The following is a 26,523-nucleotide window of genomic DNA, read 5'->3' as shown; positions in this document are numbered from 1 at the left end:
GCCGGATTTGCGCGGGCAGTTGCGCGGGCAATTGCGCCCATCGCGCATTGGCAACGAACACAGGAACCGTCTTGAACTTTCCCTACGAGTGGCAGATCGGCTGGCGCTATACCCGCGCCAGCAAACGCGCCAGCCGCAATACCTTCATCTCGTTCATCTCGATGATCTCGATGCTCGGCATCGCGCTCGGCGTGGCCGCGCTGATCGTCGTGCTGTCGGTGATGAACGGCTTCCAGAAGGAGGTGCGGGACCGCATGCTGTCGGTGCTCGCGCATATCGAGGTGATCGGCCCTTCCACGCTGCCGGACTGGCGCCGCACCGCCGCCGAGGCGATGCGCAACAAGGAGGTCGTCGGCGCGGCGCCCTATGTCGCCGCGCAGGCGATGCTGACGCGCGACGACACGGTGCGCGGCGTGCTGCTGCGCGGCGTCGACCCGGCCGAGGAGCCCAAGGTCTCGGACATCGGCAAGCAGTTCAAGGCCGGCAGCCTGAACGAGCTGCAGCCGGGCGGCTTCGGCATCGTGCTTGGCGGCGAGCTGGCCGCGGCGATGGGCGTGCGCGTCGGCGACAAGGTCACGCTGGTGGCGCCGCAGGGCACCATCACGCCGGCCGGCGTGCTGCCGCGGCTCAAGCAGTTCACCGTGGTCGGCTTGTTCTCGTCGGGCCATTACGAGTTCGACAGCGCGCTGGCGCTGATCGACATCCAGGACGCGCAGACGCTGTTCCGGCTCGATGGCCCCAACGGCCTGCGGCTGAAGCTGTCCGACATGCAGCGCGCGCCGCAGGTCGCCGATGCGCTGGCCGGCACGCTGTCCGGCGAGCTCTATCTGCGCGACTGGTCCAAGCAGAACCGCAACTGGTTCGCGGCGGTGCAGACCGAGAAACGGATGATGTTCATCATCCTGACGCTGATCATCGCGGTGGCGGCCTTCAACCTGGTATCGACGCTGGTGATGACCGTCACCGACAAGCAGGCCGATATCGCGATCCTGCGCACGATGGGCGCGCAGCCCGGCTCGATCATGCGCATCTTCATCGTGCAGGGGGTGGCGATCGGCTTCATCGGCACCGTGCTGGGCGTGCTCGGCGGCACGCTGATCGCGACCAATATCGACGTGATCGTGCCCTTCATCGAGCGGATCCTGCAGGTCCAGTTCCTGCCCCGCGACATCTATTTCATCAGCGAATTGCCCTCGGACCCGCGCGTGAACGACATCGCCACCATCGGCACCATTTCCTTCGTGCTGGCCATCCTGGCCACGCTCTATCCCAGCTGGCGCGCCGCGCGCGTGAACCCCGCGGAGGCGCTGCGCTATGAGTGAGACCATGCTGAACCGCGCCGCTTCCCCCGACGCCTGCCCCGCGGCCGTGCCGGCGGGCGCCACCGCCGCGGCAAGGCCGATCCTGACCGCGCAGGGGCTGTGCAAGCGTTTCCGCCAGGGCGGACTCGACGTCGAGGTGCTGCGCGGCGTCGACCTGCGCATCGACGCCGGCGAGAAGGTCGCCATCGTCGGCGCCTCCGGCTCGGGCAAAAGCACGCTGCTGCATGTGCTGGGCGGGCTCGACAATCCCGATTCGGGCAGCGTCGCGCTGCTCGGCAAGCCCTTCACCGATCTGCGCGAGACCGAGCGCAACCTCGTGCGCAACCGCTCGCTCGGCTTCGTCTACCAGTTCCACCATCTGCTGCCGGAGTTCACCGCACTGGACAACGTCGCGATGCCGATGCGCATCCGCGGCCTGCGCCAGGGCGAGGCGCGCGAGGCGGCGCAGGCGATGCTGGCGCGCGTCGGCCTGGGCGAGCGCGCGAAGCACCGTCCGGGCGAGCTGTCGGGCGGCGAGCGGCAGCGCGTGGCGATCGCGCGCGCGCTGGTGGGGCAGCCCGCCTGCGTGCTGGCCGACGAGCCGACCGGCAACCTCGACGACCATACGGCCGGCGGCGTCTACGACCTGATGCTGGAGCTGTCGCGCACGCTGGGCACCAGCTTCGTGATCGTCACCCACGATCTCGATCTGGCCAATCGCTGCGACCGTGTGCTGCGGCTGCGCGACGGCCATCTGCATCGCGAACGCTGACCCGCGGCACGCCGGAGCCTGTCCCCGATGTGGATCGACACCCATTGCCACCTGGACGCGGCCGAGTTCGATGACGACCGCGACGCGGTGGTGGCCGCCGCGGCCGCGGCCGGCGTCGGCGGCATCGTGCTGCCCGCGGTGGCGGTGTCGAACTTCGCCGCGGTGCGCGCGCTGGCGCATCGCCATCCGGCCTGCGTCTACGCGCTCGGCATCCATCCGCTGTGCACGCCCGGGGCAGGGCAGTCCGATCTGGACGCGCTGCGCAGCGAGGTCGAGGTCGCCTTGTCCGACCCCCGCTTCGTCGGCATCGGCGAGATCGGCCTGGACTTCTTCGTGCCGGGCCTCGACGCGCAGCATCAGAGCTGGCTCTACGTCGAGCAGCTGAAGATCGCGCGCGAGTTCGATCTGCCGGTGCTGCTGCATGTGCGCAAGTCGCAGGATCAGGTTGCCGCGCAACTGCGGCGCGTCGGCGTGCGGCGCGGCATCGCCCATGCCTTCAACGGCAGCGCGCAGCAGGCGCAGCGCTTCGTCGAGCAGGGCTTCAAGCTCGGCTTCGGCGGCAACGTGACGTTCAGCCGCGCGCGGCAGATCCGGCGGCTGGCGGTGGAGTTGCCGCTGGACGCGCTGGTGCTGGAGACCGATGCCCCGGATATCGCGCCGGCCTGGCTGACCGACGACCAGTTCGGCGAACAGCGCAAGGTGCGCAACACGCCGGCCGAGGTGGCGGGCGTCGCGCGCGTGCTGGCCGAACTGCGCGGCATCGATGCCGACGCGTTGGCCCGGGCGACCTGGCGCAATGCGGCCGAGGCGCTGCCCCGGCTGGCCGCCTTTGCCGCGACGATGGCACCGTCCTTCGCCGTGACGGACTGACAAGGTTCGTTCCGCCGCCCGGCGGTATAAACGCGGCATCGTGATCCCTTGAGCGGGGGCGTGCATGTCTGCGGTGCGTGCGGTCGTTGCGGCCGCTATCGTCGTTTCGTTCTCTGCGGCGCCTGCTGTTCCTGCCATTGCTGCGGCCGCTATTGCCGCCGCCGCTATTGCCGGGCCGCGATGCGCCTGACGCTGTGCGCCTTCGTCGCGGGCTGCTGGCTGGTGCAGCAATTGCCGGCATTGCCGCCCGCGTCGATCGCCGTGACCGCCGGTCTGGCCGCATTGGTCGTGGTGCTCGCGCTGCCGCCGCTTGCCGGGCGTCCGGGGCCCTCCTCGATCGGCTTCCATGTGCGCTTGCTGGCCACCGTGCTGGCCGCGCTGATCGTCGGCGCGGCATGGTCCGTCTGGCGTGCCGAGCGTCGCCTGGCCGAGCGGCTTGCGGCGCAGTTCGAAGGCGTCACGCTGTCGCTGACGGGCGTGGTGTCGGGACTGCCGACCGGCAACGGCGAGGGCCTGCGTTTCGCGTTCACGGTCGACGGCGACAGGCCGGCCGGCTTGCCGCCGCTGCTGTCGCTCGGCTGGCAGCAGGCGCCGCCCGATCTGCTGCCCGGCACGCGGCTGGCGGTGACCGCACGGCTGAAGCGCCCCCATGGTCTCGCCAATCCGCATGGCTTCGACTACGAATACTGGCTGCTGCAGCGGGGCATTGGCGCAACCGGCTACGTGCTGGCGGCCCGCGCCGCGGCGCCGGTGGCCCTGCGGCCGGCCTGGCGCATTGCCCGCTGGCGTGCGCAGATCCGGTCGCGCATGCTGGCGGCGATGCCGGCCGAGGCGCCGTTGGCGGGCGTGCTGGTGGCGCTGGCGATCGGCGACCAGAGCGGCATCGCCGCCGAGCAGTGGCGCTGGTTCACGCGCACCGGCATCGGCCATCTGGTCAGCATCTCGGGCCTGCATATCACGATGATCTCGGGGCTGGCGGGCGCGCTGGCACGGGCCCTGTGGCGGCGCTCGTTTGGCGTGGGCAGATGGCTGCGGCGGCCGCTGCCGTTGCGCTGTCCGGCGCAGCGGGCGGCGGCGCTGGTCGCCGTGGCGATGGCGCTCGGCTATGGGCTGCTGTCGGGTATGGAGGTGCCGGCGCAACGCACGGTGGCGATGGTGTCCGTGGCCGCGCTGGCGCTGTGGTGGCAGCGCCGGCCGCCGGCCTCGCTGGTGCTGGCCTGGGCCGCCGCGGTCGCGCTGGCGCTCGACCCGTGGGCGGTGCGGGCGGCGGGCTTCTGGCTGTCGTTCGGCGCGGTCGCCGCGATCTTCGTGGCGGCGTCGCAGCGAACCGTGGCCGTGACCGGCGGCGAGCCGTCGCAGCGTTCGGTCTGGCAGGCGCGCTGGCAGGGCGTGCGGCGGCACCTGGCCGAGTCGGTGCGCACGCAATGGGCCGTCACGATCGGACTGCTGCCGCCGACGCTGCTGTTGTTCCAGCAGGTGTCGGTGGTGTCGCCGCTGGCCAATGCGCTGGCGATTCCGCTCGTCAGCCTGCTGGTGACGCCGCTGGCGTTGTGCGCGGCGCTGCTGGCCGCCTGGCCCGTGGACTGGCCGGCAGGCGGCGCCATCGCGATGGCCGCCGCATCGCTGCTGGCGCTGGCGCACCAGGCGATGGCATGGCTGGCGGCGGCGCTGGTGCGGCTGGCGGCGCCGGACTGGGCCGTCTGGCAGGCGGCGCGGCCGGACACGGTCGAGCTCGCCTTCGCGCTGCTCGGCACGGCGGTGCTGCTGGCCCCGCGCGCCTTCGGCTGGGGCTGGCGCGTGCACGGCCTGGTGCTGCTGATCCCGATGCTGTCGAGCGGCCGCGCGCCGCTGCCGGCCGCGGCCTTCCGCGCGACGGCGCTCGATGTCGGACAGGGCGCGGCGGTGCTGATCGAGACCCGCGGCCATCGGCTGCTGTACGACGCCGGGCCAGCCTATGGCCCGGCCGACGCGCCACGGCCCAGCGCCGGCGAACGCGTGGTGGTGCCGTTCCTGCGCGCGGTCGGCATCCATTCGCTCGATGCGCTGGTGATCAGCCACGAGGATGCCGATCATGCCGGCGGTGCGCGCGACGTGATGGCCGCGCTGCCGGTCCGGCGCCTGTGGGGCTCGCTGCCGCGTGGCCATCCGCTATGGCGGTTGCCGCCCGGGGGCGGACCCGATGTCGGTCAGGTGTGCGCGGCCGGTATCGCGTGGCAATGGGACGGCGTGCGTTTCGAACTGCTGCATCCGTTGCCGGGGCAGGGCGACGACGCGGCGATCGGCAGCAATGCGCGCAGCTGCGTGCTGCGGGTCTCGAGTCCTTACGCCGCGATGCTGCTGACCGGCGATATCGACCGCGCCGCCGAACTGGCGATGGTGGCGCGCCTGCCGCCCGATGCGCTGCGCGCCGACCTGCTGCTGGTGCCGCACCATGGCAGCCGCACCTCGTCCAGCGACGAATGGCTCGACGCGGTAAGGCCCGCCGCGGCGGTGTTCCAGCTCGGCTATCGCAACCGCTACCGGCATCCGCATGCGCAGGTATGGGCGCGCTATGGCCGCCGCGGGATCGCGCGCTATCGCAGCGATCGCACCGGCGCGGTCGAAGTCGTCGCGGATCGGGACGGCATCGCGATCGCGTCGTTCCGGCAGCAGGCGCGGCGCTACTGGCGGCCGGCGCCGGATGCGCCGGAATGAACGCTGCGTGCCCTTAGCGCTTGGCGGCGCGGCGAGCCGCCGGCTTTGCCGCGCGCTTTGCCGCCGGACCGGCGTCGCGGCGCGCCCTGGCGCGCGGCAGCGGCTCGATCGCGTGGCTCGGCTCGGCGCTGGCGATGCGGCGTTCGCGCAGATGCGCCTTCGCGCGTTGCAGGCGGCCCGCCATCGTGTCGGCCCGTGCCAGCGCGACGCCCGCGGCCAGCACATCGCCAAGCACCAGATGGCTGATGCGCGAGGTCATCGGCGTATAGACCTCGCTGTCCTCCTCGACATCGGAGAACACGCAGACGTCGGCGAGCGCGGCCAGCGGCGAGCCGCTGTGCGTCAGCGCCAGCACGCTCGCGCCCGCGCCGCGCGCCAGCGTGGCGGCGGTCAGCATGTCCCAGGTGCGGCCGCTGTTCGATACCAGCACCGCGACATCGCCCGGCGCCAGCAGCGCGGCCGACATGCTGAACACATGCGGGTCGGAGTACGCGACGGTGGGCATGCCGAGACGGAAGAACTTGTGCTGGATGTCGAGGGCGACGATGCCGGAGTTGCCGCAGCCGTAGAACTCGATGCGGCGCGCGCCGGCCAGCAGCGCGATGCCGTGCTCGATCTGATCGGCCGACAGCGCATTGCGCACCGACATCAATGTCGCGATGGTGCGGTCGAAGACCTTGCCGGCAATATCGGCCGGCCGGTCCTGCGGGTTGACGTCCTGGTGCACGAACGGCGTGCCGGCGCCGACGGTCTGCGCGAACTGCAGCTTGAACTCGCGAAAGCCGTCGTAGCCCAGCGCCGCGCAAAAGCGTGCGATGGTCGGCTGCGACACGCCGGCAAGGCGAGCGAGCTCCGGCATCGACAGCCGGATCACGCTGGCGCCGTGGCGCGCGACATAGTCGGCGAGGCGGCGTTCGGAGGGACGAAGGGAGTCGTAGACGGCGAGGATGCGGTCGCGCATGAGGGCGGCAAGAGTGGGATTGGATCGAAGTATGTAGAGATTCTACTTTGCCGGCCGAATGATCGGGCCGAACGCGGTGCGCCGCAGTCGGGAATAACCCTGATGAAAGAAGAGGAGAGGGCCATTTTCGCCGGGGTTTTTCGTCGGTATCGATGAGCCGGTGCGGAAAGGGGGCTTCTGGAATGGTGCTGTCATCCGGTAGAATGTAGAAATTCTACACAAATTGCCTCGCCGGGATCCGCCGATATCCCGCTCAACGAACCGCCCGATTCCCTGTTCGCCTCCCGATACCGAATGCCACAGACTCTCGATCCCGCCGTGCGCGACGTCACCGAGCGCATCGTCGAACGCAGCCGTGCCAGCCGCGCCGCCTATCTGGAGCGCTGCGCCCGCGCGCAACGCGAACAGGGGCCGGCGCAGGGGCTGTCCTGCGCCAACCTGGCCCATGGCTATGCCGCGCTGCCGGCCGCCGACAAGTTGAAGCTGCGCGTCGAACACGCGCTGAACCTGGGCATCGTCACCGCGTACAACGACATGCTGTCGGCGCACCAGCCCTACGAGCGCTATCCCGCGCTGATTCGCGCGGCCGCGCGCGAGGCGGGGGCGGTGGCACAGGTGGCCGGCGGCGTGCCGGCGATGTGCGACGGCATCACGCAGGGCAATCCTGGCATGGAGCTGTCGCTGTTCTCGCGCGATGCGATCGCGATGGGCACCGCGATCGCGCTGTCGCACAACACCTTCGATGCGGTGGTGATGCTCGGCGTCTGCGACAAGATCGTGCCGGGGCTGGTGATGGGCGCGTTGCAGTTCGGCCATCTGCCGGTGGTGATGGTGCCGGCCGGCCCGATGGCCAGCGGCCTGCCCAACAAGGAGAAGGCGCGCGTGCGCCAGCTGTACGCGACCGGCCAGGTCGGCCGCGATGCGCTGCTCGAGGCCGAGTGCCAAGCCTATCACGGCGCGGGCACCTGCACCTTCTACGGCACCGCCAACAGCAACCAGCTGCTGATGGAAATCATGGGTCTGCATCTGCCGGGCGCGGCCTTCGTGCCGCCGGAGGGCGGCCTGCGCGATGCGCTGACGGCGGCCGCGGCGCAGCGCGCGCTGGCGCTGTCGGCGCGCGGCGATGGCTATCTGCCGATCTGCCGCGTCGTCGACGAACGCGCGGTCGTCAACGGCATCGTCGGGCTGCTGGCCACCGGCGGCTCGACCAACCACACGATCCACCTGGTGGCGATGGCGCGCGCGGCCGGCATCGTGATCGACTGGGACGACTTCGACCGGCTGTCGCGCGTGACGCCGCTGCTTGCTCGCGTTTATCCGAACGGCGCCGCCGACGTCAACCATTTCCATGCGGCCGGCGGCGTTGGCTTCGTGATTCGGCAGCTGCTCGATGCCGGGCTGCTGCACGAGGACGTCGATACCGTGGCCGGCCCGGGACTATCGCGCTATGCGCGGGAGCCGGTGCTGCACGACGGTGCGCTGCAGTGGCGCGATGCCCCGGCGCAAAGCGGGGACCCGCAGGTGCTCGCGCCGATCGCGCGGCCCTTCGATCCCGAGGGCGGGCTGCGGCTGATGTCCGGCAATCTGGGGCGGGGCGTGATCAAGGTGTCGGCGGTGGCGCCCGAGCACCGGATTGTCGAGGCGCCGGCGCGCGTGTTCGATTCCCAGCAGGCGCTGCAGGACGCGTTCGCGCGCGGCGAGCTCGACCGCGACGTCATCGTCGTGGTGCGCTTCCAGGGGCCGAACGCCAATGGCATGCCCGAGCTGCATCGGCTGACGCCGCCGCTGGGCGCGCTGCAGGACGCCGGCCACCGCGTCGCGCTGGTCACCGACGGCCGTATGTCGGGCGCTTCCGGCAAGGTGCCGGCGGTGATCCACGTCGGACCGGAAGCGAGTGCAGGGGGGCCGCTGGCGCGTGTGCGCGACGGCGACCTGCTGCGGGTCGATGCGGTCGCCGGCACGCTGGCCTGGCTCGGCGATCCGGCAGAGTTCGCGGCGCGCGTGCCCGCTGCACCGCCGCAGGACCGGTTCGCCGACTACAGCCTTGGCCGCGGCCTGTTCGGGCTGTTCCGTCGCCACGCGCGCGGCGCCGAGCTGGGCGGCAGCGCGCTGGACCTCAGCGAGGCCGATGCGATGGCGGCGCCGCGCGCACTATAGTCGTGCTGTAGTCGTGCTGTCGGGCGTACTTGCGGCAGCCGCTATCCGGAACGCGCTATCCGCTACCCGCTGGGCGATTTCCGATACCGAATCAATCCCGAAGTTGGCCGGACCTGGCGTCCGGCCTCGACCGCCCGCACGCGAACTCGCCGGCGCGCGGTCAGACCAACAAGGACGGCACCGACCGTCCGATCCTGATCGATGGAGCAGACATGATCTATATCCTGATGGGCGTCTCCGGCAGCGGCAAGACCACGGTCGGCTCGCTGCTGGCGCAGGCGCTGCATTGCGGCTTCCATGATGCCGACGAATTCCACAGCGCCGCCAACAAGGCGAAGATGGCCGCGGGCATTCCGCTGACCGACGAAGACCGCTGGCCGTGGCTGGACGCGATGCGCGCGGCCATCGATCAGGCCCGCGCGGAGGGCCGCCCGCACGTGTTTACCTGCTCCGCGCTGCGCCAGATCTATCGCGACCGGCTGACGCCGCCCGACGGCGGGGTCAGCTTCATCTACCTGAAGGGCGACATCGACGTGCTGCGTACCCGCCTGGCCGGCCGCAGCGGACACTTCTTCGATCCCAAGCTGCTGCAGAGCCAGCTCGATACGCTGGAGGAGCCGCGCGACGCGCTGGTGCTCGATATTCGCAAGCCGCCCGAGGAACTGGTGCGCCAGATCCTGCAGGAGCGTCCGCCCGTCCGCGGCAGCCAGCCCGTGCACTGAATTGGTGTCGCGGAGCGGCGTGTTCCCGCGCCGCTCCCGGCCATTCCATGCCGTTTCCTGTCCCGGCGCGGCTTTCCGCCCCGTTTTGTGCAACGGTGCCACTGGCAGACATCTTGCTTGAATGTCTGCCAAGGCACCTGGCTTCCTTCTCGGGGGCGGCGGCCGGACGTATGCTGTAGGAGTCAACGATGCGCGGCGGCCGGTCGGGCGCCCGGTACAGGGGAGAGCATCATGGCGGCGCGGTTTTTCGATGAAATGCTGGACTGGCGCGGCGACGCGCCGCCGAACATCGCCGCCGGGCAGGCCTTGCCGTCCGACGCGATCCGGCCGCACTACCGCCATTTCGCCGACTGGCTGGCGCGCCAGTCGGACGCGACGATGGCCAACAAGCGCGCGGAGGCCGATCTGGTGTTCCGGCGCGTGGGCATCACCTTCGCCGTCTATGGCGACAAGGACGAGGACAACAGCGGCACCGAGCGCACCATTCCGTTCGACGTGATTCCGCGCATCTTTCCCGCCGGCGAATGGGCGCTGCTGGAACGGGGGCTGCGCCAGCGCGTCGCCGCGCTGAACCGCTTCATCCACGATATCTATCACGGGCAGGACATCATCCGTGCTGGCGTGATTCCGCCCGAGCAGGTCTACGACAACGCGCAGTACCGGCCCGAGATGCTGGGCATCGACGTGCCGCGCGACATCTACGCGCATGTCGCCGGCATCGATGTGGTGCGCGCCGGCGAGGGCGAGTTCTATGTGCTCGAGGACAATCTGCGCGTGCCGTCCGGCGTCTCGTACATGCTCGAGAACCGCAAGATGATGATGCGCCTGTTCCCCGAGCTGTTCGCCCGCAATCGCGTCGCGCCGGTGGCCCACTATCCGGATCTGCTGCTCGACATGCTGCGCAGCGTGTCGCCGCAGGGCATGGCCGATCCCACCGTGGTGGTGCTGACGCCGGGCATGTACAACTCCGCGTACTTCGAACACGCGTTCCTCGCGCAGCAGATGGGCATCGAACTGGTCGAGGGCAGCGACCTGTTCGTGCAGGACGACTATCTGTACATGCGCACCACGCAGGGGCCGCAGCGCGTCGACGTGATCTACCGCCGCGTCGACGACGACTTCCTCGATCCGCTGGTGTTCCGGCCCGACTCGACGCTGGGCGCGGCCGGCATGCTGGCGGTCTATCGCGCCGGCAATGTCACGGTCTGCAATGCGATCGGCACCGGCGTCGCCGACGACAAGTCGATCTATCCCTATGTCCCCGAGATGATCCGCTTCTATCTGGGCGAGGAACCGCTGCTGGCCAACGTGCCGACCTATATGTGCCGGCGCCCGGACGATCTGCAGTACGTGCTCGACCATATGGACGAACTGGTGGTCAAGGAAACGCATGGCGCCGGCGGCTACGGCATGCTGGTCGGGCCGGCGGCGACGCGCGCGGAGATCGACGCGTTCCGCGAGGTGGTCAAGGCGCGGCCGCATCAGTACATCGCGCAGCCGACGCTGGCGCTGTCGACCTGTCCGACCTATGTCGAGGCCGGCATCGCGCCGCGGCATATCGATCTGCGGCCGTTCGTGCTGTCGGGCAAGGAGGTGCGCATGGTGCCGGGCGGCTTGACGCGCGTGGCGCTGCGCGAGGGATCGCTGGTGGTCAATTCCTCGCAGGGCGGCGGCACCAAGGACACCTGGGTGCTGGAGCGCTGAGCCGCCGAGCCTTCGACAACGACGGCAGCCCTGCCGACCCCGCGATCTTCGACCGGACCACGGAGAGCCATCATGCTGAGCCGCACCGCCGACCACCTGTTCTGGATGGCGCGCTACACCGAGCGCGCCGAGAATACCGCGCGCATGCTCGACGTCAATTACCAGACCTCGCTGCTGCCGCAATCGATCGAGGTGGCCGAGCAGGGCTGGTGGGCGATGCTCGATATCTCGGAGCTGACGCACGCGTTCGACCACAAGTACGGGCTGCTGTCGCGCGAGGACGTGATCGACTTCATGGTGCGCGACATGACCAACCCCTCGTCGATCATGAGCTGCCTGCGCGCGGCGCGCGAGAACGCACGCGCGGTGCGCGGCTCGCTGACCACCGAGGTGTGGGAGACGCTGAACACCACGTGGCTGGACGTGCAGCGGATGATCTCGGACGGCGTGCTGCGCGACGATCCGTCGCAGTTCTTCGAGTGGGTCAAGTTCCGCTCGCACCTGGCGCGCGGCGTGCAGTTCGGCACCATGCTGAAGGACGATGCCTTCCACTTCATGCGGCTGGGCACCTTCCTGGAGCGCGCCGACAACACCGCGCGGATCCTCGACGTCAAGTTCCAGGCGACCGGCAGCGAGAACGGCGGCGGCGAGCGGACCGAGCAGGACTTCTACCACTGGGCCGCGGTGCTGCGTTCGGTGTCGGGCTTCGAGGTCTACCGCAAGATCTACCGCACCGTGATCACGCCGGTGCGCGTCGCCGAACTGCTGATCCTGCGGCCCGACATGCCGCGCTCGCTGGTGTCGAGCATGGACGAGGTGGTGGCGATCCTGGCGCTGGTGCGCAACCAGCAGTCGGCCGAGACCGAGCGGCAGGCTGGTAAACTGCATGCCGACCTCAAATACGCGCGCATCGACGACATCTTCGCGGTCGGGCTGCACGCGTTCCTGACCAGCTTCCTCGAACGCATCGGCGATCTGGGCAGCGGCATCAGCCGGGACTTCCTGGTGCCGCCGCTGGCAGCCTGAAAGCCTGAACCCGGCGTCGCGCGACAGGACCGTGAAATACCAGATCCACCATCGCACCGTTTATCGCTATACCGAGCCGGTGATCCGCAGCGTTCACGAGCTGCGGCTGGCGCCGCGCTCCGGCCCGCTGCAGCAGGTGCACCAATGGCAGCTGTCGGTGCCGGGCAATCTGTCCGAGGCGCTCGACGGCTTCGGCAATATCGTCCATCAGTTCACGCTGGCGCGGCCGGCCGACACCATCACGATCGCCGCCAGCGGCGAGGTCGAGATCACGCCCGCGGCCGATGCCGACGGCTGCTTCAGCGACGCGCCGCCGCCGGGCGAGGCGCGCGTGTCGCCGCTGTACTTTCGCAGCGGCACGCCGCTGACCAGCGCGCCGGCCGAGCTCAGCGCATTCGCCGCGCCGTATCTGGCTGCCGGCCATGAGCCGGCCGCGCTGCTGGCGCTGGCCCAGGCCATCGGCGAACGCGTGCGCTACCAGCCCAATGCCACCGATGTCGGCACCAGCGCCGCCGAGGCCTTCGCGCTCGGCGCCGGCGTCTGCCAGGACCAGGCGCAGGTGATGGTGGCCGCCTGCCGCGCCTTCGGCGTGCCGGCGCGCTACGTCAGCGGCTATTTCCACGACCCGGCCGCGACCGAGCTGGCCAGCCACGCGTGGGCCGACCTGTGCGTCGACACCGAGCGCGAGCGCTGGTGCAGCATCGACGTGACGCACGGCTGCTTCACCGATACCCGCCATATCCGCCTGGCGGTGGGGCGCGACTACCGCTCGGCGGCGCCGATCCGCGGCGTGCGCGAAGGCGGCGGCACCGAATCGCTGTCGGTGCAGATCCTGATCGAGCCGGTCTAGTCTGGCCGCGGTGCAGGGCGCGCGCGAGGAGGGCGCTAGAATGCCGGGATGCTCCCGCGCGTTCCGCCGCGCGCCATGTCACCACAATAAGACAAAGCCATGACGTACTGTGTAGCCATGCGGCTCGATGCCGGCCTGGTATTCCTGTCCGATTCGCGCACCAATGCGGGTGTCGACGCGATCTCGACCGCCCGCAAGATGACGGTGTTCGAGGAGGCCGGCGACCGCGTCATGGTGCTGATGACCGCCGGCAACCTGGCCATCAGCCAGTCGATCCGCCAGATCCTGATGGAGAGCCGCGATGGCAAGCGCTCGCTGTGGACCGCGCGCGATATGTTCGAGGCCGCCTCGATCGTCGGCGACGCGGTCCGGCAGGTGCATCGCCGCGACGCCGACGCGCTGCGCGATGCCGGCATCGAGTTCAACGTCAGCCTGATCTTCGGCGGCCAGATCGGCCGCGAGCGGGTGCGGCTGTTCAATATCTATGCGGCCGGCAATTTCGTCGAGGCGACGCCGGAGAACTGCTACTTCCAGATCGGCGAGGCCAAGTACGGCAAGCCGATCATCGACCGCGTGGTGCATCCGTCGCTGCCGCTGGCCGAAGGGGCCAAGTGCGCGCTGATCTCGATGGACTCGACGCTCAAGTCCAATATCTCGGTGGGGCTGCCGCTGGACCTGCTGGTCTACGAGGCCGATTCGCTGCACGTCACGCGCTTTGCCACCATCGACGAGCGCAATCCCTATTTCTGCATGATCCGCGAGACCTGGGGCCAGCGCCTGCGTCAGGTGTTCGGAGAGATCGACAATCCGGAGTGGGACGCCGCGGCCCCGGCCGAACATCCGCTGACGCGGCAGGGCGAGGGCGACCGCTGGGGACAGCCGGTGCGGGCCCGGCGCGATCGTCCGCGCGAACCGCAGTGAACGGGATGGCGGCGCCTCGTGCAAGGCCCGGTCCGCCGCCGAAACGACACGCGAGCGCACAGTCCGGCACGCCGATTCCGCCGGTCCATCCGGCCCCGCTCATGTATAATCCCGATTTCCCCGGCAAGCTCGGTTTATGACCAAATTCGTCTTCGTCACCGGTGGCGTCGTCTCTTCCCTCGGCAAGGGCATCGCTGCCGCCTCGCTCGCGGCTATTCTCGAGTCGCGCGGCCTCAAAGTCACCCTCCTCAAGCTCGATCCCTACATCAACGTCGACCCCGGCACGATGAGCCCCTTCCAGCATGGCGAAGTATTCGTCACGGAAGACGGCGCGGAGACCGACCTCGATCTTGGCCACTACGAGCGCTTCGTCTCGGCCAAGATGCGCAAGTCGAACAACTTCACCACGGGGCAGATCTACGAATCGGTGATCCGCAAGGAGCGGCGCGGCGAATACCTGGGCAAGACCGTGCAGGTGATTCCGCATATCACCAACGAGATCCAGGCCTTCATCGAGAAGGGCGCGGCCGCGTCGCACGAAGGCAAGGCCGACGTGGCGCTGGTCGAGATCGGCGGTACCGTCGGTGACATCGAATCGCTGCCGTTCCTCGAGGCCGCCCGCCAGATGAGCCTGCGCATGGGGCGCAACCACGCGGCCTTCGTCCATCTGACGCTGGTGCCGTTCATCGCCAGCGCCGGCGAGCTCAAGACCAAGCCCACCCAGCACTCGGTGCAGAAGTTGCGCGAAATCGGCATCTCGCCGACCGCGCTGCTGTGCCGTGCCGACCGGCCGATCCCGGACGACGAACGCGCCAAGATCTCGCTGTTCGCCAATATCCCGCAGGAAGCGGTGATCTCGGTGTGGGATGTCGACAGCATCTACAAGATTCCGCAGATGCTCAACGAGCAGGGCCTGGACCGCCTGATCTGCGAGGAACTGCGCCTCGATCCGAAGCCGGCCGACCTGTCGATGTGGCAGAAGCTGGTCAACGCGCAGGAAAACCCCGAGCACGAAGTGACGATCGGCATGGTCGGCAAGTATGTCGACCTGACCGAGTCGTACAAGTCGCTGATCGAGGCGCTGCGCCACGCGGGCATGCATACCGCGACGCGCGTCAATATCGAATACATCGATTCCGAAGAACTGGAATCGGGCCACCTGGAAGTGCTCAAGCCCCTGGACGCGATCCTGGTGCCCGGCGGCTTCGGCAAGCGCGGCACCGAGGGCAAGATCCGCGCGATCCAGTACGCCCGCGAGAACAAGGTGCCATACCTGGGCATCTGCCTGGGCATGCAGCTGGCGGTGATCGAGTTCGCCCGCCATGTGGCCGGCATGCGCGACGCCAATTCGACCGAATTCAGCCTGGAAACCGAACACCCGGTGGTGGCGCTGATCACCGAATGGGTCGACCGCGACGGCAAGGTCGAGCAGCGCTCGGCCGATTCCGACCTGGGCGGCACGATGCGCCTGGGCGCGCAACGCGTGCCCGTCAAGCCGGACACCAAGGCCGCGCAGATCTACGGCGCCGAGGTCAACGAGCGACATCGCCATCGCTACGAGGTCAACAATCACTATGTGCCGCAGCTGGAGCAGGCCGGCATGGTGATCTCGGCCCGCACACCGACCGAGAACCTGCCCGAGATGATGGAGCTGCCGGCGCAGATGCACCCGTGGTTCGTCGGCGTGCAGTTCCACCCGGAATTCACTTCGACGCCGCGCGCGGGCCATCCGCTGTTCAAGGCCTACGTCGAAGCCGCGCTGGCTGGCCAGCAGCGGCGCAAGGGCGCCTGAAGCGGCCGCATAGCAGGAGAGCAAGATGAAATTGTGTGGATTCGACGTCGGCCTGGACCGGCCGTTCTTTCTGATCGCCGGTCCCTGCGTGATCGAGTCGGAGCAGATGGCCCTCGATACGGCGGGGCAGCTGAAGGCGATCACCGGCGAGCTCGGCATTCCCTTCATCTACAAGTCCTCGTTCGACAAGGCAAACCGCTCGTCGGGCAAGTCCTTCCGCGGACTGGGCATGGAGAAGGGGCTGGAGATCCTGGCCACCGTCAAGCGCGAGATCGGCGTGCCGGTGCTGACCGACATCCACGAGATCGACGAGATCGCGCCGGTGGCGGCGGTGGTCGACGTGCTGCAGACGCCGGCCTTCCTGTGCCGGCAGACCGATTTTATCCGCGCCTGCGCGCAGAGCGGCAAGCCGGTCAATATCAAGAAGGGGCAGTTCCTGGCCCCGGGCGACATGAAGAACGTCATCGACAAGGCCCGCGACGCCGCGCGCGAAGCCGGCCTGCCCGAGGACAGCTTCATGGCCTGCGAGCGCGGCGTGTCGTTCGGCTATAACAACCTGGTGTCCGACATGCGTTCGCTGGCGATCATGCGCGAGACCGGCGCGCCGGTGGTGTTCGACGCGACCCACTCGGTGCAACTGCCGGGCGGGCAGGGCACCAGCTCGGGCGGCCAGCGCGAGTTCGTGCCCGTGCTGGCGCGCGCCGCGGTGGCGGTCGGCATCGCAGGCCTGTTCATGGAGACCCACCCGGATCCGAGCAAGGCGATGTCCGACGGCCCCAATGCCGTGCCGCTGTCGCGCATGCGCGAACTGCTGGCGGTGCTGAAGGATCTGGACGCGCTGACCAAGCGCGCCGGCTTCCTCGAAGACAATTTCGGCTGGCCGGCCTGCGCCTGAGCGCCTGCGCAACCGCCAGCCGCCCATCGTCAGCTGCAACGGCTTTCTCGCCGATCACCGATTCCGCACGTTGCCGCCGTCATCCGGCGGCAACGTTGACAACCATAAGATTCATCCTGGAGATACGCATGGCCGCCGGCTACATCATCGCCTACGTCGACGTCACCGATCCGCAGCAGTACGAGCAGTACAAGGTCCTGTCCAGCAAGGCCATGCAGGAGCACGGCGCCGAGGTGCTGGTGCGCGGCGGCCGCACGGTCCCGCTCGAAGGCGATTGGGCGCCGACGCGCGTGGTGCTGCTGAAATTCCCCAGCGTCGAGGCGGCCCAGGCCTTCCACGACGGCGAGACCTACCGCGCGGCCCGCAAGGCGCGCGAGCATGCGGCCCGGATGAACATGATCGTGGTCGAGGGCGTTTGAGCTTCGACCGGCGCGTTGCCGGACGCGGGTTTCCATCCGGAGCACGCGGCAGGGCAGCGCGATACCAGACGCGGTGCACAGTCGCAGTGCACGGACCCAAGCTTCATCAGATCTAGATCAAGAGGAATCCATGAGTGCAATCGTAGATATCATCGGTCGCGAGGTTCTCGACTCGCGCGGCAACCCGACCGTCGAATGCGACGTTCTGCTCGAATCGGGCGTGATGGGCCGCGCCGCGGTGCCGTCGGGCGCGTCGACCGGCTCGCGCGAGGCGATCGAACTGCGCGATGGCGACAAGTCGCGTTACCTGGGCAAGGGCGTGCTGAAGGCCGTCGAGCACATCAACACCGAGATCTCCGAAGCGATCATGGGCCTGGACGCCTCCGAGCAGGCCTTCCTGGACCGCACGCTGATCGATCTGGACGGCACCGAGAACAAGAGCCGCCTGGGCGCCAACGCGATGCTGGCCGTGTCGATGGCGGTCGCCAAGGCCGCCGCCGAGGAGGCCGGCCTGCCGCTGTACCGCTACTTCGGCGGTTCGGGCGCGATGCAGATGCCGGTGCCGATGATGAACATCGTCAACGGCGGCGCACACGCCAACAACAGCCTGGACATCCAGGAATTCATGATCATGCCGGTGTCGCAGAAGAGCTTCCGTGAAGCGCTGCGCTGCGGTGCCGAGGTGTTCCACGCGCTGAAGAAGATCCTGGCCGACAAGGGCATGTCGACCGCGGTCGGCGACGAAGGCGGCTTCGCGCCGAACTTCGCCTCGAACGAGGAATGCCTGAACACGATCCTGCAGGCGATCGAGAAGGCCGGCTACCGCGCCGGCGAGGACGTGCTGCTGGCTCTGGACTGCGCTTCGAGCGAGTTCTTCCGCGAAGGCGAGGACCTGTATCACCTCGAAGGCGAAGGCCTGACGCTCAATTCGACCCAGTGGGCCGACTACCTGGCCAATCTGTGCGACAAGTTCCCGATCGTGTCGATCGAGGACGGCATGGCCGAAGGCGACTGGGACGGCTGGAAGGTGCTGACCGACAAGCTCGGCAAGCGCGTGCAGCTGGTCGGCGATGACCTGTTCGTCACCAACACCAAGATCCTGAAGGAAGGCATCGAGAAGGGCATCGGCAACTCGATCCTGATCAAGATCAACCAGATCGGCACGCTGACCGAGACCTTCGCCGCGATCGAGATGGCCAAGCGCGCCGGCTACACCGCCGTGATCTCGCACCGTTCGGGCGAGACCGAGGACAGCACCATCGCCGATATCGCGGTGGGCACCAACGCCGGCCAGATCAAGACCGGCTCGCTGTCGCGTTCGGACCGTATCGCCAAGTACAACCAGCTGCTGCGCATCGAGGAAGACCTGGGCGATATCGCCAGCTACCCCGGCAAGAGCGCGTTCTACAATCTGCGCTAAGCCCGGGAGTCGGCGGGTGTGCGGCGGCCCCGGCCGCCGCGCCTCTTGCGCCCCCGCCGCCACCGCCAAGTCGTCCGATTTCTAATTGCCCATGCGCCTGATTACGCTGCTGTTGTTCGTGGTGCTGCTCGCGATCCAGTATCCCCTGTGGCTGGGCAAGGGCGGCTGGTTGCGCGTGTGGGAATTGAACAAGCAGGTCGGCGAACAGACCGCCCGCAACGAACAGCTCAAGCGCCGCAACGCCAAGCTCGAGGGCGAGGTGCTGGACCTGCAGGACGGCACCGGCGCGGTCGAGGAACGGGCGCGCTACGAGCTCGGCATGGTCAAGGACGGCGAAGTGTTCATCCAGTTCGTCGCGCCGGCCCCCAAGGTCAGCGCCACGCCGCCGCTGCCGCCGCCTCCGGCGACCAAGCCGGGTTCCGGCGGGCACTGAGCGGCCCCAGAGCGGCCATCGAGCGGCCCCGGAGCGGGCCACCGAGCAGCAGGCTCTCGCGGGCTCGGCCTTCGCATCCAGCCGTTTCACCGGCGCCCGCGTCACCAGGGCCGCTTCACCACGGCCCGATTCCCGACCAGCGCTTCACCACCACCAGTACGGATAGCCGCCCCAGCCCCAATAGCCGGGCGCCCCGATGCTGACGCCGCCGCCCCAGCGGCCGCGGCCCCATCCTCCGTAGTACAGGCTCCAGCTCGACAGTGGATACGCCGGATAGGCGTAGGTCGACGCGCGCGCCCATGCCTGCGCCTGCTGGTCGCGCGCGATCGCGGCTTCCTGCTCGCGCAGCACCTGCTTGTTCAGCGCGTCCAGCCGCTTGCGTTCCTCCGGGCTCAGCGGTGCGGCCGGTGCGCGCGAGCCGCTATCGGGCGCCAGCCGGGCGGTCGGCGGCGAACCGTTGACGTCGCGCGGCAGATTGGCGGCGCACCCCGCGGCCAGCATCAGCGGCGCGGCCAGCAATGCAACACGGATCGACGAAGGGATGGCCGGCATGATGACCTCCAGGCGGTGCGGGGAGAGCGGGTAAGACTTTGTTGACTTTGATTTTAGTGAGCGCGCAAAGTTTGCGATGGCAGCGCGCTGGCGGGGGTTTTCCCCTGTCCGCTTGCGGGAGAGGGTCGGGGGGAGGGCAACGGCGGTCAATATGGCACCGGGGCCTGAAACGGCCCCCTCTCCCTGAGGGGAGAGGGAGAACACCGTCCTCGCACTCAGTGCCGATGCCCCGCGCCCTCGCCGACACCCGCCGGCATCGCGGCGCCGCTGAACAGCTGCGCGCAGTCGACCGGGTCGAAGCGGTACTGCTGGCCGCAGAAGTCGCAATGGATCTCGACCGAGCCGCGCTCGGCGATGATGTCGTCGACCTCGGCCTGGCCCAGCGACTGCAGCATGTTGGCGACCTTGGTGCGCGAGCACGAGCAGCGGAAATGCGGCGTACCGGGTTCGAACACGCGCAGCCCGGCGTCCTGCAGATCCTCCCAGAACAGCCGCCGCAGCAGCGTATCGGGCTGCTCGGCCAGCAGTTCCTCGGTCTTCAGCGTGGCGCCGAGCTGGCAGGCCCGGTCCCAGGTATCGAGATCCTGGGCGCGGCCGTGAGCCGACAGCGGCGCGCCGGTTTCGCCGACCTGGGCGGGCGGGCGGCCGGGCCTGCCTTCCATCGTGCCGCCGTAGGACGGCAGCTTCTGCAGCAGCATGCCGGCCGCGACGCGGTCGTCGGCGGCCAGCCACAGCCGCGTGTCGAGCTGCTCCGAAGCCTGCATATAGTGCTCGAGCACGGCGCTGATCGAGCCCAGCGGTCCATGGGCGTCGGCCAGCGGCACGATGCCCTGGTAGGGTTGCTGGCCAGGCAGCTTGTCGTGCGGGTCCAGCGTGATGGCAAAGCGTCCCTGGCCATGCACGTTGACCAGCTCGGCCAGCGTGGCATCGTCGGCGATCTCGACGCCTTCGGCCAGCTTGGCGGTACCGCGCAGCGACAGGTCGGACAGGCATTCGACCACCAGCATCCGCACCGGTCCGTCGCCATGCAGCTGCATCACCAGCGCGCCGTTGAACTTCAGGTTGGCCGACAGCAGCGCCGCGGCGGCCATCATCTCGCCGAGCAGGCGGCGCACCGGCGCCGGATAGTGATGGCGCTCCAGCGCTTCCTGCCAGGTCGATTGCAGCCGCACCAGCTCGCCGCGCACCGGGGCGGCGTCGAACAGGAATTTCTGCAGGGTGTCCGGGGTTTGGGTTTCAGTCACGATCATCCATCGGTGGGATCGGCTGGCGCTTGGGCTCAGCCGATGCGTTTCAATTCCTTCCTGTAGACGGCCTGGCGTGCCGCATACGTGTCGGTGTTGCGGTACAGGCCCGCCACTTCCTCGTCGCTCAGTTCGCGTACCGCCTTGGCCGGGGCGCCCAGGATCAGCGTGCGATCGGGGAACACCTTGCCTTCGGTGACGATGGCGCCGGCGCCGACCAGGCATTCCTTGCCGATCACCGCGCGGTTCAGCACCACCGCCTGAATGCCGATCAGCGCGCCTTCGCCGATCGTGCAGCCGTGCAGCATGGCCTGGTGGCCGATGGTGACGCGGTCGCCGATCGTCAGCGGGCAGCCCCGGTCGGTATGCAGCACGGCGCCTTCCTGGACGTTGGTCGCTTCGCCGACGACGATCGGTTCGTTGTCGCCCCGGATCACCGCGCCCGGCCAGACGCTGGCTCGCGCCTTGAGCGTCACGTTGCCGATCACGGTGGCTTCGGCGGCCACGTAGGCGTCGGCATCGATGGAAGGGGCGGTATCGCCGAGCTGGTAAAGCGACATGAGGTCTCCTGTACGGGGTTCGTTTCTAGATGGGGATGGCGGCCGTGCCTTAAAGGGCGTGACAGCGTGCCGTTGCAGCGCTTGCCGGGCCGCACGACCGGCAAGGCAGGGCGCAGGCGCCGCGGCGGTGCCCGTGGACGGCCGTGGGCCGTGCGGCCGGCCGCTGCCGGCGGGGCTCTACAATGGCGGCAGACCGGATTTTACGCCCATGCCCGCCTACGCTGCCGAACCCGCCCCGAACCGCGATATCGCGGCGCCGAACGACCCAGGTGCGACCTCTTCACCGCTTTCTCTGCGCCAGCGCGCGCTCGCCGTGCTGGCCGAGCCGGATCCCGCCGCCAAGGCGGCCGCGGCCCGCGCGTTGCGCGCGGCCGCACTGGAGGCGGGCGATGACGCCATCGGGGCCGGCCTGATGCTCGAAGCCGCTGTCCCGGTGCCCGGGCGCCCGGCGCGCCCGGAGCTGGTGCCGCCGCAGAAGGTCGAGCGGCGCGGCTCGCTGCAGAGCCCGGCGGGACGCGCGGTGCTGATCCACGCGCTCGCGCATATCGAATTCAACGCGATCAATCTGGCGCTCGATGCGGTCTGGCGCTTCGCCGGCATGCCGGCGGCGTATTACCGGGACTGGCTGCAGGTCGCCGACGAGGAGGCGCTGCATTTCACGCTGCTGGCCGCGCACCTGCGCCAGCTGGGCTTCGCCTACGGCGATTTCCCGGCGCACAACAGCCTGTGGGAAATGGCGGACCGCACCGCCGGCGACGTGCTGGCGCGCATGGCGCTGGTGCCGCGCACGCTGGAGGCGCGCGGGCTCGATGCCTCTCCGGTGGTCCGCACCCGGCTGGCCGACGCCGGCGATGCCGAGGCGGCGGCCATCATCGACATCATCCTGCGCGACGAGGTCGGCCACGTCGCGATCGGCAACCGGTGGTATCGCTGGCTGTGCGCCGAGCGGGGCCTGGACCCGGTGGCGACCTACGCCGAGCTGGCCGAGCGCCACCAGGCGCCGCGGCTGCGGCCGCCGTTCAATCTGCCGGCGCGCCGCGCGGCCGGCTTCGACGAGGACGAGCTGGCCTGGCTGACCGGCAGCGCCGGCTAGCCGTTGCCGACGGCAGCGGTCTCGGCGCGTTGGCCGCCGTTCGCACGCTGCCGCGCCGCCTCTTCCTCCTGCAGCCGCAGCACGCGGCGCTGGATCTTGCCGGTGGTGGTCATCGGCAATTGATCGATGAAGGCGATCGCCTTCGGGTACTCGTACGGCGCCAGCTGCCCGCGCACATGCTGCTGCAATTCGGCGACCAGCGCGGCCTCGGCCTCGGCCGAGCGCGGCATGCCCGGGGTCAGCACGATGAAGGCCTTGACGATGGCGCCGCGCTCGGGGTCCGGCGACGGCACCACGGCGCAGTTCGACACCGCCGGATGCTTGAGCAGGCAGTTCTCGATCTCGCTGGGTCCGATCCGGTAGCCCGAGGACTTGAAGACGTCGTCGGCACGCCCCTGGTACCACAGATAGCCGTCCTCATCGACGCGCGCGAGGTCGCCGGTGCGGCACCAGCGCAGGCCATCGTGCTCGAGGAACTTGCCCTCGGTGGCCGTCTCGTTCTTCCAGTAGCCAAGGAAGAACACCGGATCGGGATGGCCGTGGAGATCGGTGGTGCAGACCGCCACCTCGCCGTCCTCGCCGGGCCGGCAGGGGCGGCCTTCGTCGTCGACCACGGCGACACGGTGGCCCGGATAGGGCCGGCCCATCGACCCCGGCCGCGCCGGCCAGCCGAGCTGGTCGTCGTCGTATTGCGCGGTGCAGTTGCCGACGATGTAGTTGATCTCGGTCTGGCCGAACATCTCGTTGACGATCACGCCGAAGGCTTCGCGGCACCAGTCGAACACCGTCTGGCCGACCGCCTCGCCGGCGCTCATCAGCGCGCGCAGCCGCAGGTCGTAGCGCTCGCGCGGGGCCGGGCAGGCCTTCATCATCTGCTTGAGCGCGGTCGGGAACAGGAAGGTGTTGGTGACGCGGTAGCGCTCCATCAGGCCGAAGGCGACCTCGGGCGAGAAGCGGCCCTGGTAGCCGACGATCGGCTTGCCGAAATACAGCGCCGGCATCAGCGCGTCCCACAGCCCGCCGGTCCAGGCCCAGTCGGCGGGGCTCCAGAACACATCGTCCTCGCGCGGGTACCAGTTCTGCGAGCAGACGAAGCCGGTCAGGTTGCCGATCAGCGCGCGGTGGGGCAGCAGCGCGCCCTTGGGCGGGCCGGTGGTGCCGCTGGTGTAGATCAGCACCGCCGCCTCGTCGGCCTTGGTGCGCTCGGCGGAGAATTCGTCGGCCTGGTCCGCCAGCGCCGCATCCCAATCGCGGTCGCCCCGGCCCGCCGCGTCGCCGACGGCGATCACGGCCTGCAGCGCCGGGCAGTCGCCGCGCGCGGCCAGCAGGTTGTCGATCGAGGTCTCGTCGGCGATCGCCACGCAGGCCTCGCTGTGCTGCAGCCGATAGCCCAGCGCCTCGGGGCCGAACAGCATCGACAGCGGCATCGCGATCGCGCCGAGCTGGTAGACCGCCATGTGGGCGACCACGGTCTCGATCCGCTGCGGCATCACGATCGCGACGCGGTCGCCGCGCCGGACCCCGAGCTGGCGCAGCGCGTGCGACAGCCGGTTGGCATCGCGCTGGATCTCGCCGTAGCGATGCGCGGCGCGCCGCCCGTCCTCGTGCTCGGTATGGACGGCGATGCGGTCGCGCGTGGCGGGGTCGCGCGCCCAGCGGCCGCAGCAGGCTTCGGCCAGATTGAAGTACTCGGGAACGTGCCAGCGGAAGTCGCGGTAGAGCGCGGGATAGTCGTCGCGCCGGCTGTCCGGCAGCGAGGATGCGGCCATGGTGGTCTCCGTTCTTTTCTTTGTGCCCGTGGCGTCGTGCGCCACGGATCCGGTTGGCATGCTGGCTGGCGTCGCGGACACGCTTGTGGCTACAATCGCGATAAATCGAACGAGCGTTCGATTTTCTCGACTTCCGGAATGGCAACCATCGCCATCGACGATGGCATCGGCGATCGCGACAACCATCGCGACAGACCGAGCCATCGCCGCAACCACACAGCCGACAGGCAGACAGGGCAGACCATGACGATCCGCGACACATCGCGCTCCGAATGTATCACGGTGCGTGGCCTCGATTACCACGTGCGCCACTGGGGCGAACCGGGCGCGCCGAAGCTGTTCCTGCTGCATGGCTGGATGGACGTGGCCGCCTCGTTCCAGTTCCTGGTCGACGCGCTGCGCGGCCGCTGGCATGCGATCGCGCCGGACTGGCGCGGCTTCGGCCGCAGCGGCTGGCCGACCGGCCATCCGGGCACGGACTCGTACTGGTTTCCCGACTATCTGGCCGATCTGGAAGTCCTGCTCGACCACTATCAGCCCGACGGCGCGGTCGACCTGGTCGGCCACAGCATGGGCGCGAATATCGCGTGCTTCTACGCCGGCGTGCGTCCGGAGCGGGTGCGCCGCGTGGTGGACCTGGAAGGTTTCGGCATGACCGCCACGCGGCCGGAGCAGGCGCCGCGGCGGTATGCCCGCTGGCTCGACGAATTGCGCGATCCGCCGACGCTGAAGACCTACGACAGCGTCGAGGCGGTCGCGGCGCGGCTGAAGAAGACCAATCCGCGGCTGCGCGACGATCGCGCGGCGTTTCTGGCCGAACACTGGTCGCGTCGCAACGAAGCGGGCCGCTGGGAAATCCTCGGCGACCCCGCGCACAAGATGATCAACCCGGTGCTGTATCGCGTGGACGAGGCGATGGCGATCTGGGCAGCCGCGACGGCGCCGGTGCTGCACGTCGAGGCGCGCGACTCGGAGACGCTGCGCCATATCGCCCACAAGCAGAGCATCGCGGAATTCAAGCAGCGCTTCGCCGCGTTCCGCGATTTCCGCGAGGTGATCGTCGACGACGCCGGCCACATGCTGCACCACGACCAGCCCGAGGCGGTCGCGGCGCTGATCGAGTCGTTCTGCGGCTGACCTGCGCGCCAGGCCCCAGGGTCCGAGGGTCCCGGGGCCTGCTTGCCTCAATCGGTGCCGTGCGTCAGCGCCTCCTTCAGCGCGGCGTTGTTGCTGGTGTGCACGTGGACCAGTGCCTTGTCGGGGAAGGCATAGTGATAGGCGCGGCGCAACGCCAGCGCGGCCTCGTGGAAGCCCGACAGGATCAGCTTCTGCTTGTTCGGATAGAACGCGATGTCGCCGGCGGCGAAGATGCCGCGGCGCGAGCTTTCGTAGGTGGTCGTATCGACCAGGATGCGGCCGGCGCGCATGTCGAGGTCCCAATGCGCGATCGGACCCGGTTCGGACACCAGGCCGTACAGCGCGACCAGTTCGTCGGCCGGCAGCGTCAGCGTGTCCTCGCGCGTGCGTACCTGCGCCGCGACCAGCGTGTCGCCCTCGGTCTGCAGCGCGCCCAGCATGCCGACAACGAACTCCATCTCGCCGGCCGCCACCGCGGCGCGCATCTCGGCCACGGTATGGTCGGCCGCGCGGAAGCCTTCGCGCCGATGCAGCAGCGTGACCCGCGCGGCGACCTTGCGCAGCGCCAGCGCCCAGTCCAGCGCCGAATCGCCGCCGCCGGCGACAATCACGCGCTTGCCGGCAAAGCGCGACACGTCGCGCACCGCATAGTGCAGGTGGCGGCCTTCCAGCGCCGCGGCTTCGGGCAGCGACACCCGCTGCGGGGCGAAGGCGCCGGCGCCGGCGCAGATCAGCACCGCGGCCACGTCGAAACGCTTGCCGGCATCGGTCGCGACCCGCAGCCGCTGCGGCTCGCCCGGCAGCTCCTGCACGCTCTCGGCACGCTGGCCGAAGTGCATCGGCACGGCGAACGGCGCGCACTGTTCCAGCAGCCGGTCGACCAGTTCCTGGGCCAGGCAGCCCGGCACGGCCGGGATGTCGTAGATCGGCTTCTCGGGATAGAGCTCGGTGCACTGGCCGCCGGCGCGGTCCAGCACATCGACGATCTCGCATTGCAGGCCCAGCACCCTGGCCTGGAAGGCGGCGAACAGGCCGACCGGGCCGGCGCCGACGATCAGCACGTCGGTGCGGACCGGCTCGGCGTTCGTTGCAGCGAGGGAGGAAGCGTCGTGGGCGGGGGAGGCCGGATGGGAGTTCTGCATGATCGGATCGTTGCGGTCGGCGTGCGCCAGGGCGGCACGCCCGCGAAGAGACTGGGGAGGCGTCCACTATACCCCGGCCCCGCCGCGCT

The 26,523-nt window shown here is 69.3% G+C and carries 23 protein-coding genes; 17 read left to right on the top strand and 6 right to left on the bottom strand.

What is annotated here, in order from left to right; all coding sequences use genetic code 11:
* The first annotated feature begins 71 nt into the window (after positions 1-71).
* The 4 genes from F7Q96_RS20870 to F7Q96_RS20855 all read left to right on the top strand — a co-directional run bounded on the left by F7Q96_RS20870 (position 72) and on the right by F7Q96_RS20855 (position 5,637).
* Complete coding sequence (locus F7Q96_RS20870) at positions 72-1,322, top strand: lipoprotein-releasing ABC transporter permease subunit (RefSeq protein WP_053821509.1); 1,251 nt, start codon at positions 72-74, stop codon at positions 1,320-1,322.
* On the top strand, positions 1,315-2,073 hold the full coding sequence (lolD, locus tag F7Q96_RS20865) for a lipoprotein-releasing ABC transporter ATP-binding protein LolD (protein ID WP_053821510.1): 759 nt from the start codon (positions 1,315-1,317) through the stop codon (positions 2,071-2,073). The genes F7Q96_RS20870 and lolD overlap by 8 nt, the downstream gene beginning before the upstream one ends.
* A 27-nt stretch (positions 2,074-2,100) precedes the next feature.
* On the top strand, positions 2,101-2,943 hold the full coding sequence (locus F7Q96_RS20860) for a TatD family hydrolase (protein ID WP_053821511.1): 843 nt from the start codon (positions 2,101-2,103) through the stop codon (positions 2,941-2,943).
* Positions 2,944-3,123: 180 nt separating this feature from the next.
* Complete coding sequence (locus F7Q96_RS20855; protein WP_053821512.1) at positions 3,124-5,637, top strand: DNA internalization-related competence protein ComEC/Rec2; 2,514 nt, start codon at positions 3,124-3,126, stop codon at positions 5,635-5,637.
* A 13-nt stretch (positions 5,638-5,650) separates the two neighbouring features.
* Here the strand turns inward: F7Q96_RS20855 and F7Q96_RS20850 are convergent, their stop codons facing one another.
* Positions 5,651-6,598, bottom strand: coding sequence for a MurR/RpiR family transcriptional regulator (locus tag F7Q96_RS20850; RefSeq protein ID WP_053821513.1), 948 nt, complete (start codon positions 6,596-6,598; stop codon positions 5,651-5,653).
* A gap of 294 nt (positions 6,599-6,892) precedes the next feature.
* Between F7Q96_RS20850 and edd the strand changes: the two genes are divergently transcribed.
* From edd to ftsB, 11 genes are all read left to right on the top strand, one after another.
* Positions 6,893-8,755, top strand: coding sequence for a phosphogluconate dehydratase (gene edd / locus F7Q96_RS20845; protein ID WP_151023238.1), 1,863 nt, complete (start codon positions 6,893-6,895; stop codon positions 8,753-8,755).
* Positions 8,756-8,967: 212 nt separating this feature from the next.
* On the top strand, positions 8,968-9,477 hold the full coding sequence (locus tag F7Q96_RS20840; RefSeq protein ID WP_053821514.1) for a gluconokinase: 510 nt from the start codon (positions 8,968-8,970) through the stop codon (positions 9,475-9,477).
* A gap of 231 nt (positions 9,478-9,708) precedes the next feature.
* Entirely contained in the window at positions 9,709-11,181 is a 1,473-nt protein-coding gene (locus F7Q96_RS20835) for a circularly permuted type 2 ATP-grasp protein (protein WP_151023237.1), read from the top strand.
* Positions 11,182-11,253: 72 nt separating this feature from the next.
* Positions 11,254-12,207, top strand: coding sequence for an alpha-E domain-containing protein (locus F7Q96_RS20830; protein WP_053821515.1), 954 nt, complete (start codon positions 11,254-11,256; stop codon positions 12,205-12,207).
* A gap of 31 nt (positions 12,208-12,238) precedes the next feature.
* A complete protein-coding gene (locus F7Q96_RS20825) occupies positions 12,239-13,057 on the top strand; it encodes a transglutaminase family protein (protein ID WP_053821516.1) in 819 nt (272 codons plus the stop codon).
* Between the two features lie 99 nt (positions 13,058-13,156).
* Positions 13,157-13,978, top strand: coding sequence for a peptidase (locus F7Q96_RS20820; RefSeq protein ID WP_226994847.1), 822 nt, complete (start codon positions 13,157-13,159; stop codon positions 13,976-13,978).
* Between the two features lie 136 nt (positions 13,979-14,114).
* Positions 14,115-15,770 (top strand): CTP synthase, encoded by a 1,656-nt coding sequence (locus F7Q96_RS20815; RefSeq protein WP_053821518.1) that lies wholly within the window; start codon positions 14,115-14,117, stop codon positions 15,768-15,770.
* A 25-nt stretch (positions 15,771-15,795) separates the two neighbouring features.
* Positions 15,796-16,665: a 3-deoxy-8-phosphooctulonate synthase gene (gene kdsA / locus F7Q96_RS20810; RefSeq protein ID WP_053821519.1), complete on the top strand. Its 870-nt coding sequence runs from the start codon at positions 15,796-15,798 to the stop codon at positions 16,663-16,665.
* Positions 16,666-16,793: 128 nt separating this feature from the next.
* Positions 16,794-17,084: a DUF1330 domain-containing protein gene (locus tag F7Q96_RS20805; protein ID WP_053821520.1), complete on the top strand. Its 291-nt coding sequence runs from the start codon at positions 16,794-16,796 to the stop codon at positions 17,082-17,084.
* Between the two features lie 130 nt (positions 17,085-17,214).
* Positions 17,215-18,504 (top strand): phosphopyruvate hydratase, encoded by a 1,290-nt coding sequence (gene eno / locus F7Q96_RS20800; protein ID WP_006576077.1) that lies wholly within the window; start codon positions 17,215-17,217, stop codon positions 18,502-18,504.
* A 91-nt stretch (positions 18,505-18,595) separates the two neighbouring features.
* Positions 18,596-18,937, top strand: coding sequence for a cell division protein FtsB (gene ftsB / locus F7Q96_RS20795; protein WP_053821521.1), 342 nt, complete (start codon positions 18,596-18,598; stop codon positions 18,935-18,937).
* A gap of 144 nt (positions 18,938-19,081) precedes the next feature.
* Here ftsB and F7Q96_RS20790 read toward each other — a convergent pair whose 3' ends face one another.
* The 3 genes from F7Q96_RS20790 to F7Q96_RS20780 all read right to left on the bottom strand — a co-directional run bounded on the left by F7Q96_RS20790 (position 19,082) and on the right by F7Q96_RS20780 (position 21,293).
* Positions 19,082-19,489 carry a hypothetical protein gene (locus F7Q96_RS20790; protein ID WP_053821522.1) on the bottom strand — a complete coding sequence of 136 codons (408 nt, stop codon included), beginning with the start codon at positions 19,487-19,489 and terminating at the stop codon, positions 19,082-19,084.
* 215 nt (positions 19,490-19,704) lie between these two features.
* Positions 19,705-20,733, bottom strand: a complete 1,029-nt coding sequence (gene hslO / locus F7Q96_RS20785) for an Hsp33 family molecular chaperone HslO (protein ID WP_053823046.1) — start codon at positions 20,731-20,733, stop codon at positions 19,705-19,707.
* A 35-nt stretch (positions 20,734-20,768) separates the two neighbouring features.
* Positions 20,769-21,293 carry a gamma carbonic anhydrase family protein gene (locus tag F7Q96_RS20780; RefSeq protein WP_053821523.1) on the bottom strand — a complete coding sequence of 175 codons (525 nt, stop codon included), beginning with the start codon at positions 21,291-21,293 and terminating at the stop codon, positions 20,769-20,771.
* 208 nt (positions 21,294-21,501) lie between these two features.
* Between F7Q96_RS20780 and F7Q96_RS20775 the strand changes: the two genes are divergently transcribed.
* Positions 21,502-22,386 carry a ferritin-like domain-containing protein gene (locus F7Q96_RS20775; protein WP_082371420.1) on the top strand — a complete coding sequence of 295 codons (885 nt, stop codon included), beginning with the start codon at positions 21,502-21,504 and terminating at the stop codon, positions 22,384-22,386.
* On the opposite strand, the gene F7Q96_RS20770 is transcribed toward F7Q96_RS20775, so the two are convergent.
* Positions 22,383-24,155 (bottom strand): acyl-CoA synthetase, encoded by a 1,773-nt coding sequence (locus F7Q96_RS20770; protein ID WP_151023236.1) that lies wholly within the window; start codon positions 24,153-24,155, stop codon positions 22,383-22,385. The two genes, F7Q96_RS20775 and F7Q96_RS20770, sit on opposite strands and share 4 nt — an antisense overlap.
* A 243-nt stretch (positions 24,156-24,398) precedes the next feature.
* On the opposite strand from F7Q96_RS20770, the gene F7Q96_RS20765 reads away from it, so the two are divergent.
* Positions 24,399-25,292 carry an alpha/beta fold hydrolase gene (locus F7Q96_RS20765; protein ID WP_053823048.1) on the top strand — a complete coding sequence of 298 codons (894 nt, stop codon included), beginning with the start codon at positions 24,399-24,401 and terminating at the stop codon, positions 25,290-25,292.
* A 47-nt stretch (positions 25,293-25,339) separates the two neighbouring features.
* Here the strand turns inward: F7Q96_RS20765 and F7Q96_RS20760 are convergent, their stop codons facing one another.
* Positions 25,340-26,434, bottom strand: coding sequence for an NAD(P)/FAD-dependent oxidoreductase (locus F7Q96_RS20760; protein WP_082371421.1), 1,095 nt, complete (start codon positions 26,432-26,434; stop codon positions 25,340-25,342).
* Positions 26,435-26,523: the final 89 nt, after the last annotated feature.

Origin of the sequence: Cupriavidus gilardii (assembly GCF_008801915.1) — a bacterium.
Taxonomy (GTDB): domain Bacteria; phylum Pseudomonadota; class Gammaproteobacteria; order Burkholderiales; family Burkholderiaceae; genus Cupriavidus; species Cupriavidus gilardii.
Note: the sequence above shows the minus strand (reverse complement) of the source record. Positions and strands in the feature narration are given on the sequence as shown.

Bases quoted from the DNA above. Each gene is read 5' to 3' on its own strand.
- F7Q96_RS20855 (WP_053821512.1), top strand. From the start codon at position 3,124: ATGCGCCTGACGCTGTGCGCCTTCGTCGCGGGCTGCTGGCTGGTGCAG.
- F7Q96_RS20835 (WP_151023237.1), top strand. From the start codon at position 9,709: ATGGCGGCGCGGTTTTTCGATGAAATGCTGGACTGGCGCGGCGACGCG.
- ftsB (WP_053821521.1), top strand. From the start codon at position 18,596: ATGCGCCTGATTACGCTGCTGTTGTTCGTGGTGCTGCTCGCGATCCAG.
- F7Q96_RS20830 (WP_053821515.1), top strand. From the start codon at position 11,254: ATGCTGAGCCGCACCGCCGACCACCTGTTCTGGATGGCGCGCTACACC.
- F7Q96_RS20765 (WP_053823048.1), top strand. From the start codon at position 24,399: ATGACGATCCGCGACACATCGCGCTCCGAATGTATCACGGTGCGTGGC.
- F7Q96_RS20790 (WP_053821522.1), bottom strand. From the start codon at position 19,489: ATGCCGGCCATCCCTTCGTCGATCCGTGTTGCATTGCTGGCCGCGCCG.
- F7Q96_RS20860 (WP_053821511.1), top strand. From the start codon at position 2,101: ATGTGGATCGACACCCATTGCCACCTGGACGCGGCCGAGTTCGATGAC.
- F7Q96_RS20805 (WP_053821520.1), top strand. From the start codon at position 16,794: ATGGCCGCCGGCTACATCATCGCCTACGTCGACGTCACCGATCCGCAG.
- edd (WP_151023238.1), top strand. From the start codon at position 6,893: ATGCCACAGACTCTCGATCCCGCCGTGCGCGACGTCACCGAGCGCATC.
- F7Q96_RS20770 (WP_151023236.1), bottom strand. From the start codon at position 24,155: ATGGCCGCATCCTCGCTGCCGGACAGCCGGCGCGACGACTATCCCGCG.
- eno (WP_006576077.1), top strand. From the start codon at position 17,215: ATGAGTGCAATCGTAGATATCATCGGTCGCGAGGTTCTCGACTCGCGC.
- F7Q96_RS20815 (WP_053821518.1), top strand. From the start codon at position 14,115: ATGACCAAATTCGTCTTCGTCACCGGTGGCGTCGTCTCTTCCCTCGGC.
- F7Q96_RS20780 (WP_053821523.1), bottom strand. From the start codon at position 21,293: ATGTCGCTTTACCAGCTCGGCGATACCGCCCCTTCCATCGATGCCGAC.
- F7Q96_RS20820 (WP_226994847.1), top strand. From the start codon at position 13,157: ATGACGTACTGTGTAGCCATGCGGCTCGATGCCGGCCTGGTATTCCTG.
- F7Q96_RS20840 (WP_053821514.1), top strand. From the start codon at position 8,968: ATGATCTATATCCTGATGGGCGTCTCCGGCAGCGGCAAGACCACGGTC.
- F7Q96_RS20775 (WP_082371420.1), top strand. From the start codon at position 21,502: ATGCCCGCCTACGCTGCCGAACCCGCCCCGAACCGCGATATCGCGGCG.
- F7Q96_RS20850 (WP_053821513.1), bottom strand. From the start codon at position 6,598: ATGCGCGACCGCATCCTCGCCGTCTACGACTCCCTTCGTCCCTCCGAA.
- kdsA (WP_053821519.1), top strand. From the start codon at position 15,796: ATGAAATTGTGTGGATTCGACGTCGGCCTGGACCGGCCGTTCTTTCTG.
- F7Q96_RS20760 (WP_082371421.1), bottom strand. From the start codon at position 26,434: ATGCAGAACTCCCATCCGGCCTCCCCCGCCCACGACGCTTCCTCCCTC.
- lolD (WP_053821510.1), top strand. From the start codon at position 1,315: ATGAGTGAGACCATGCTGAACCGCGCCGCTTCCCCCGACGCCTGCCCC.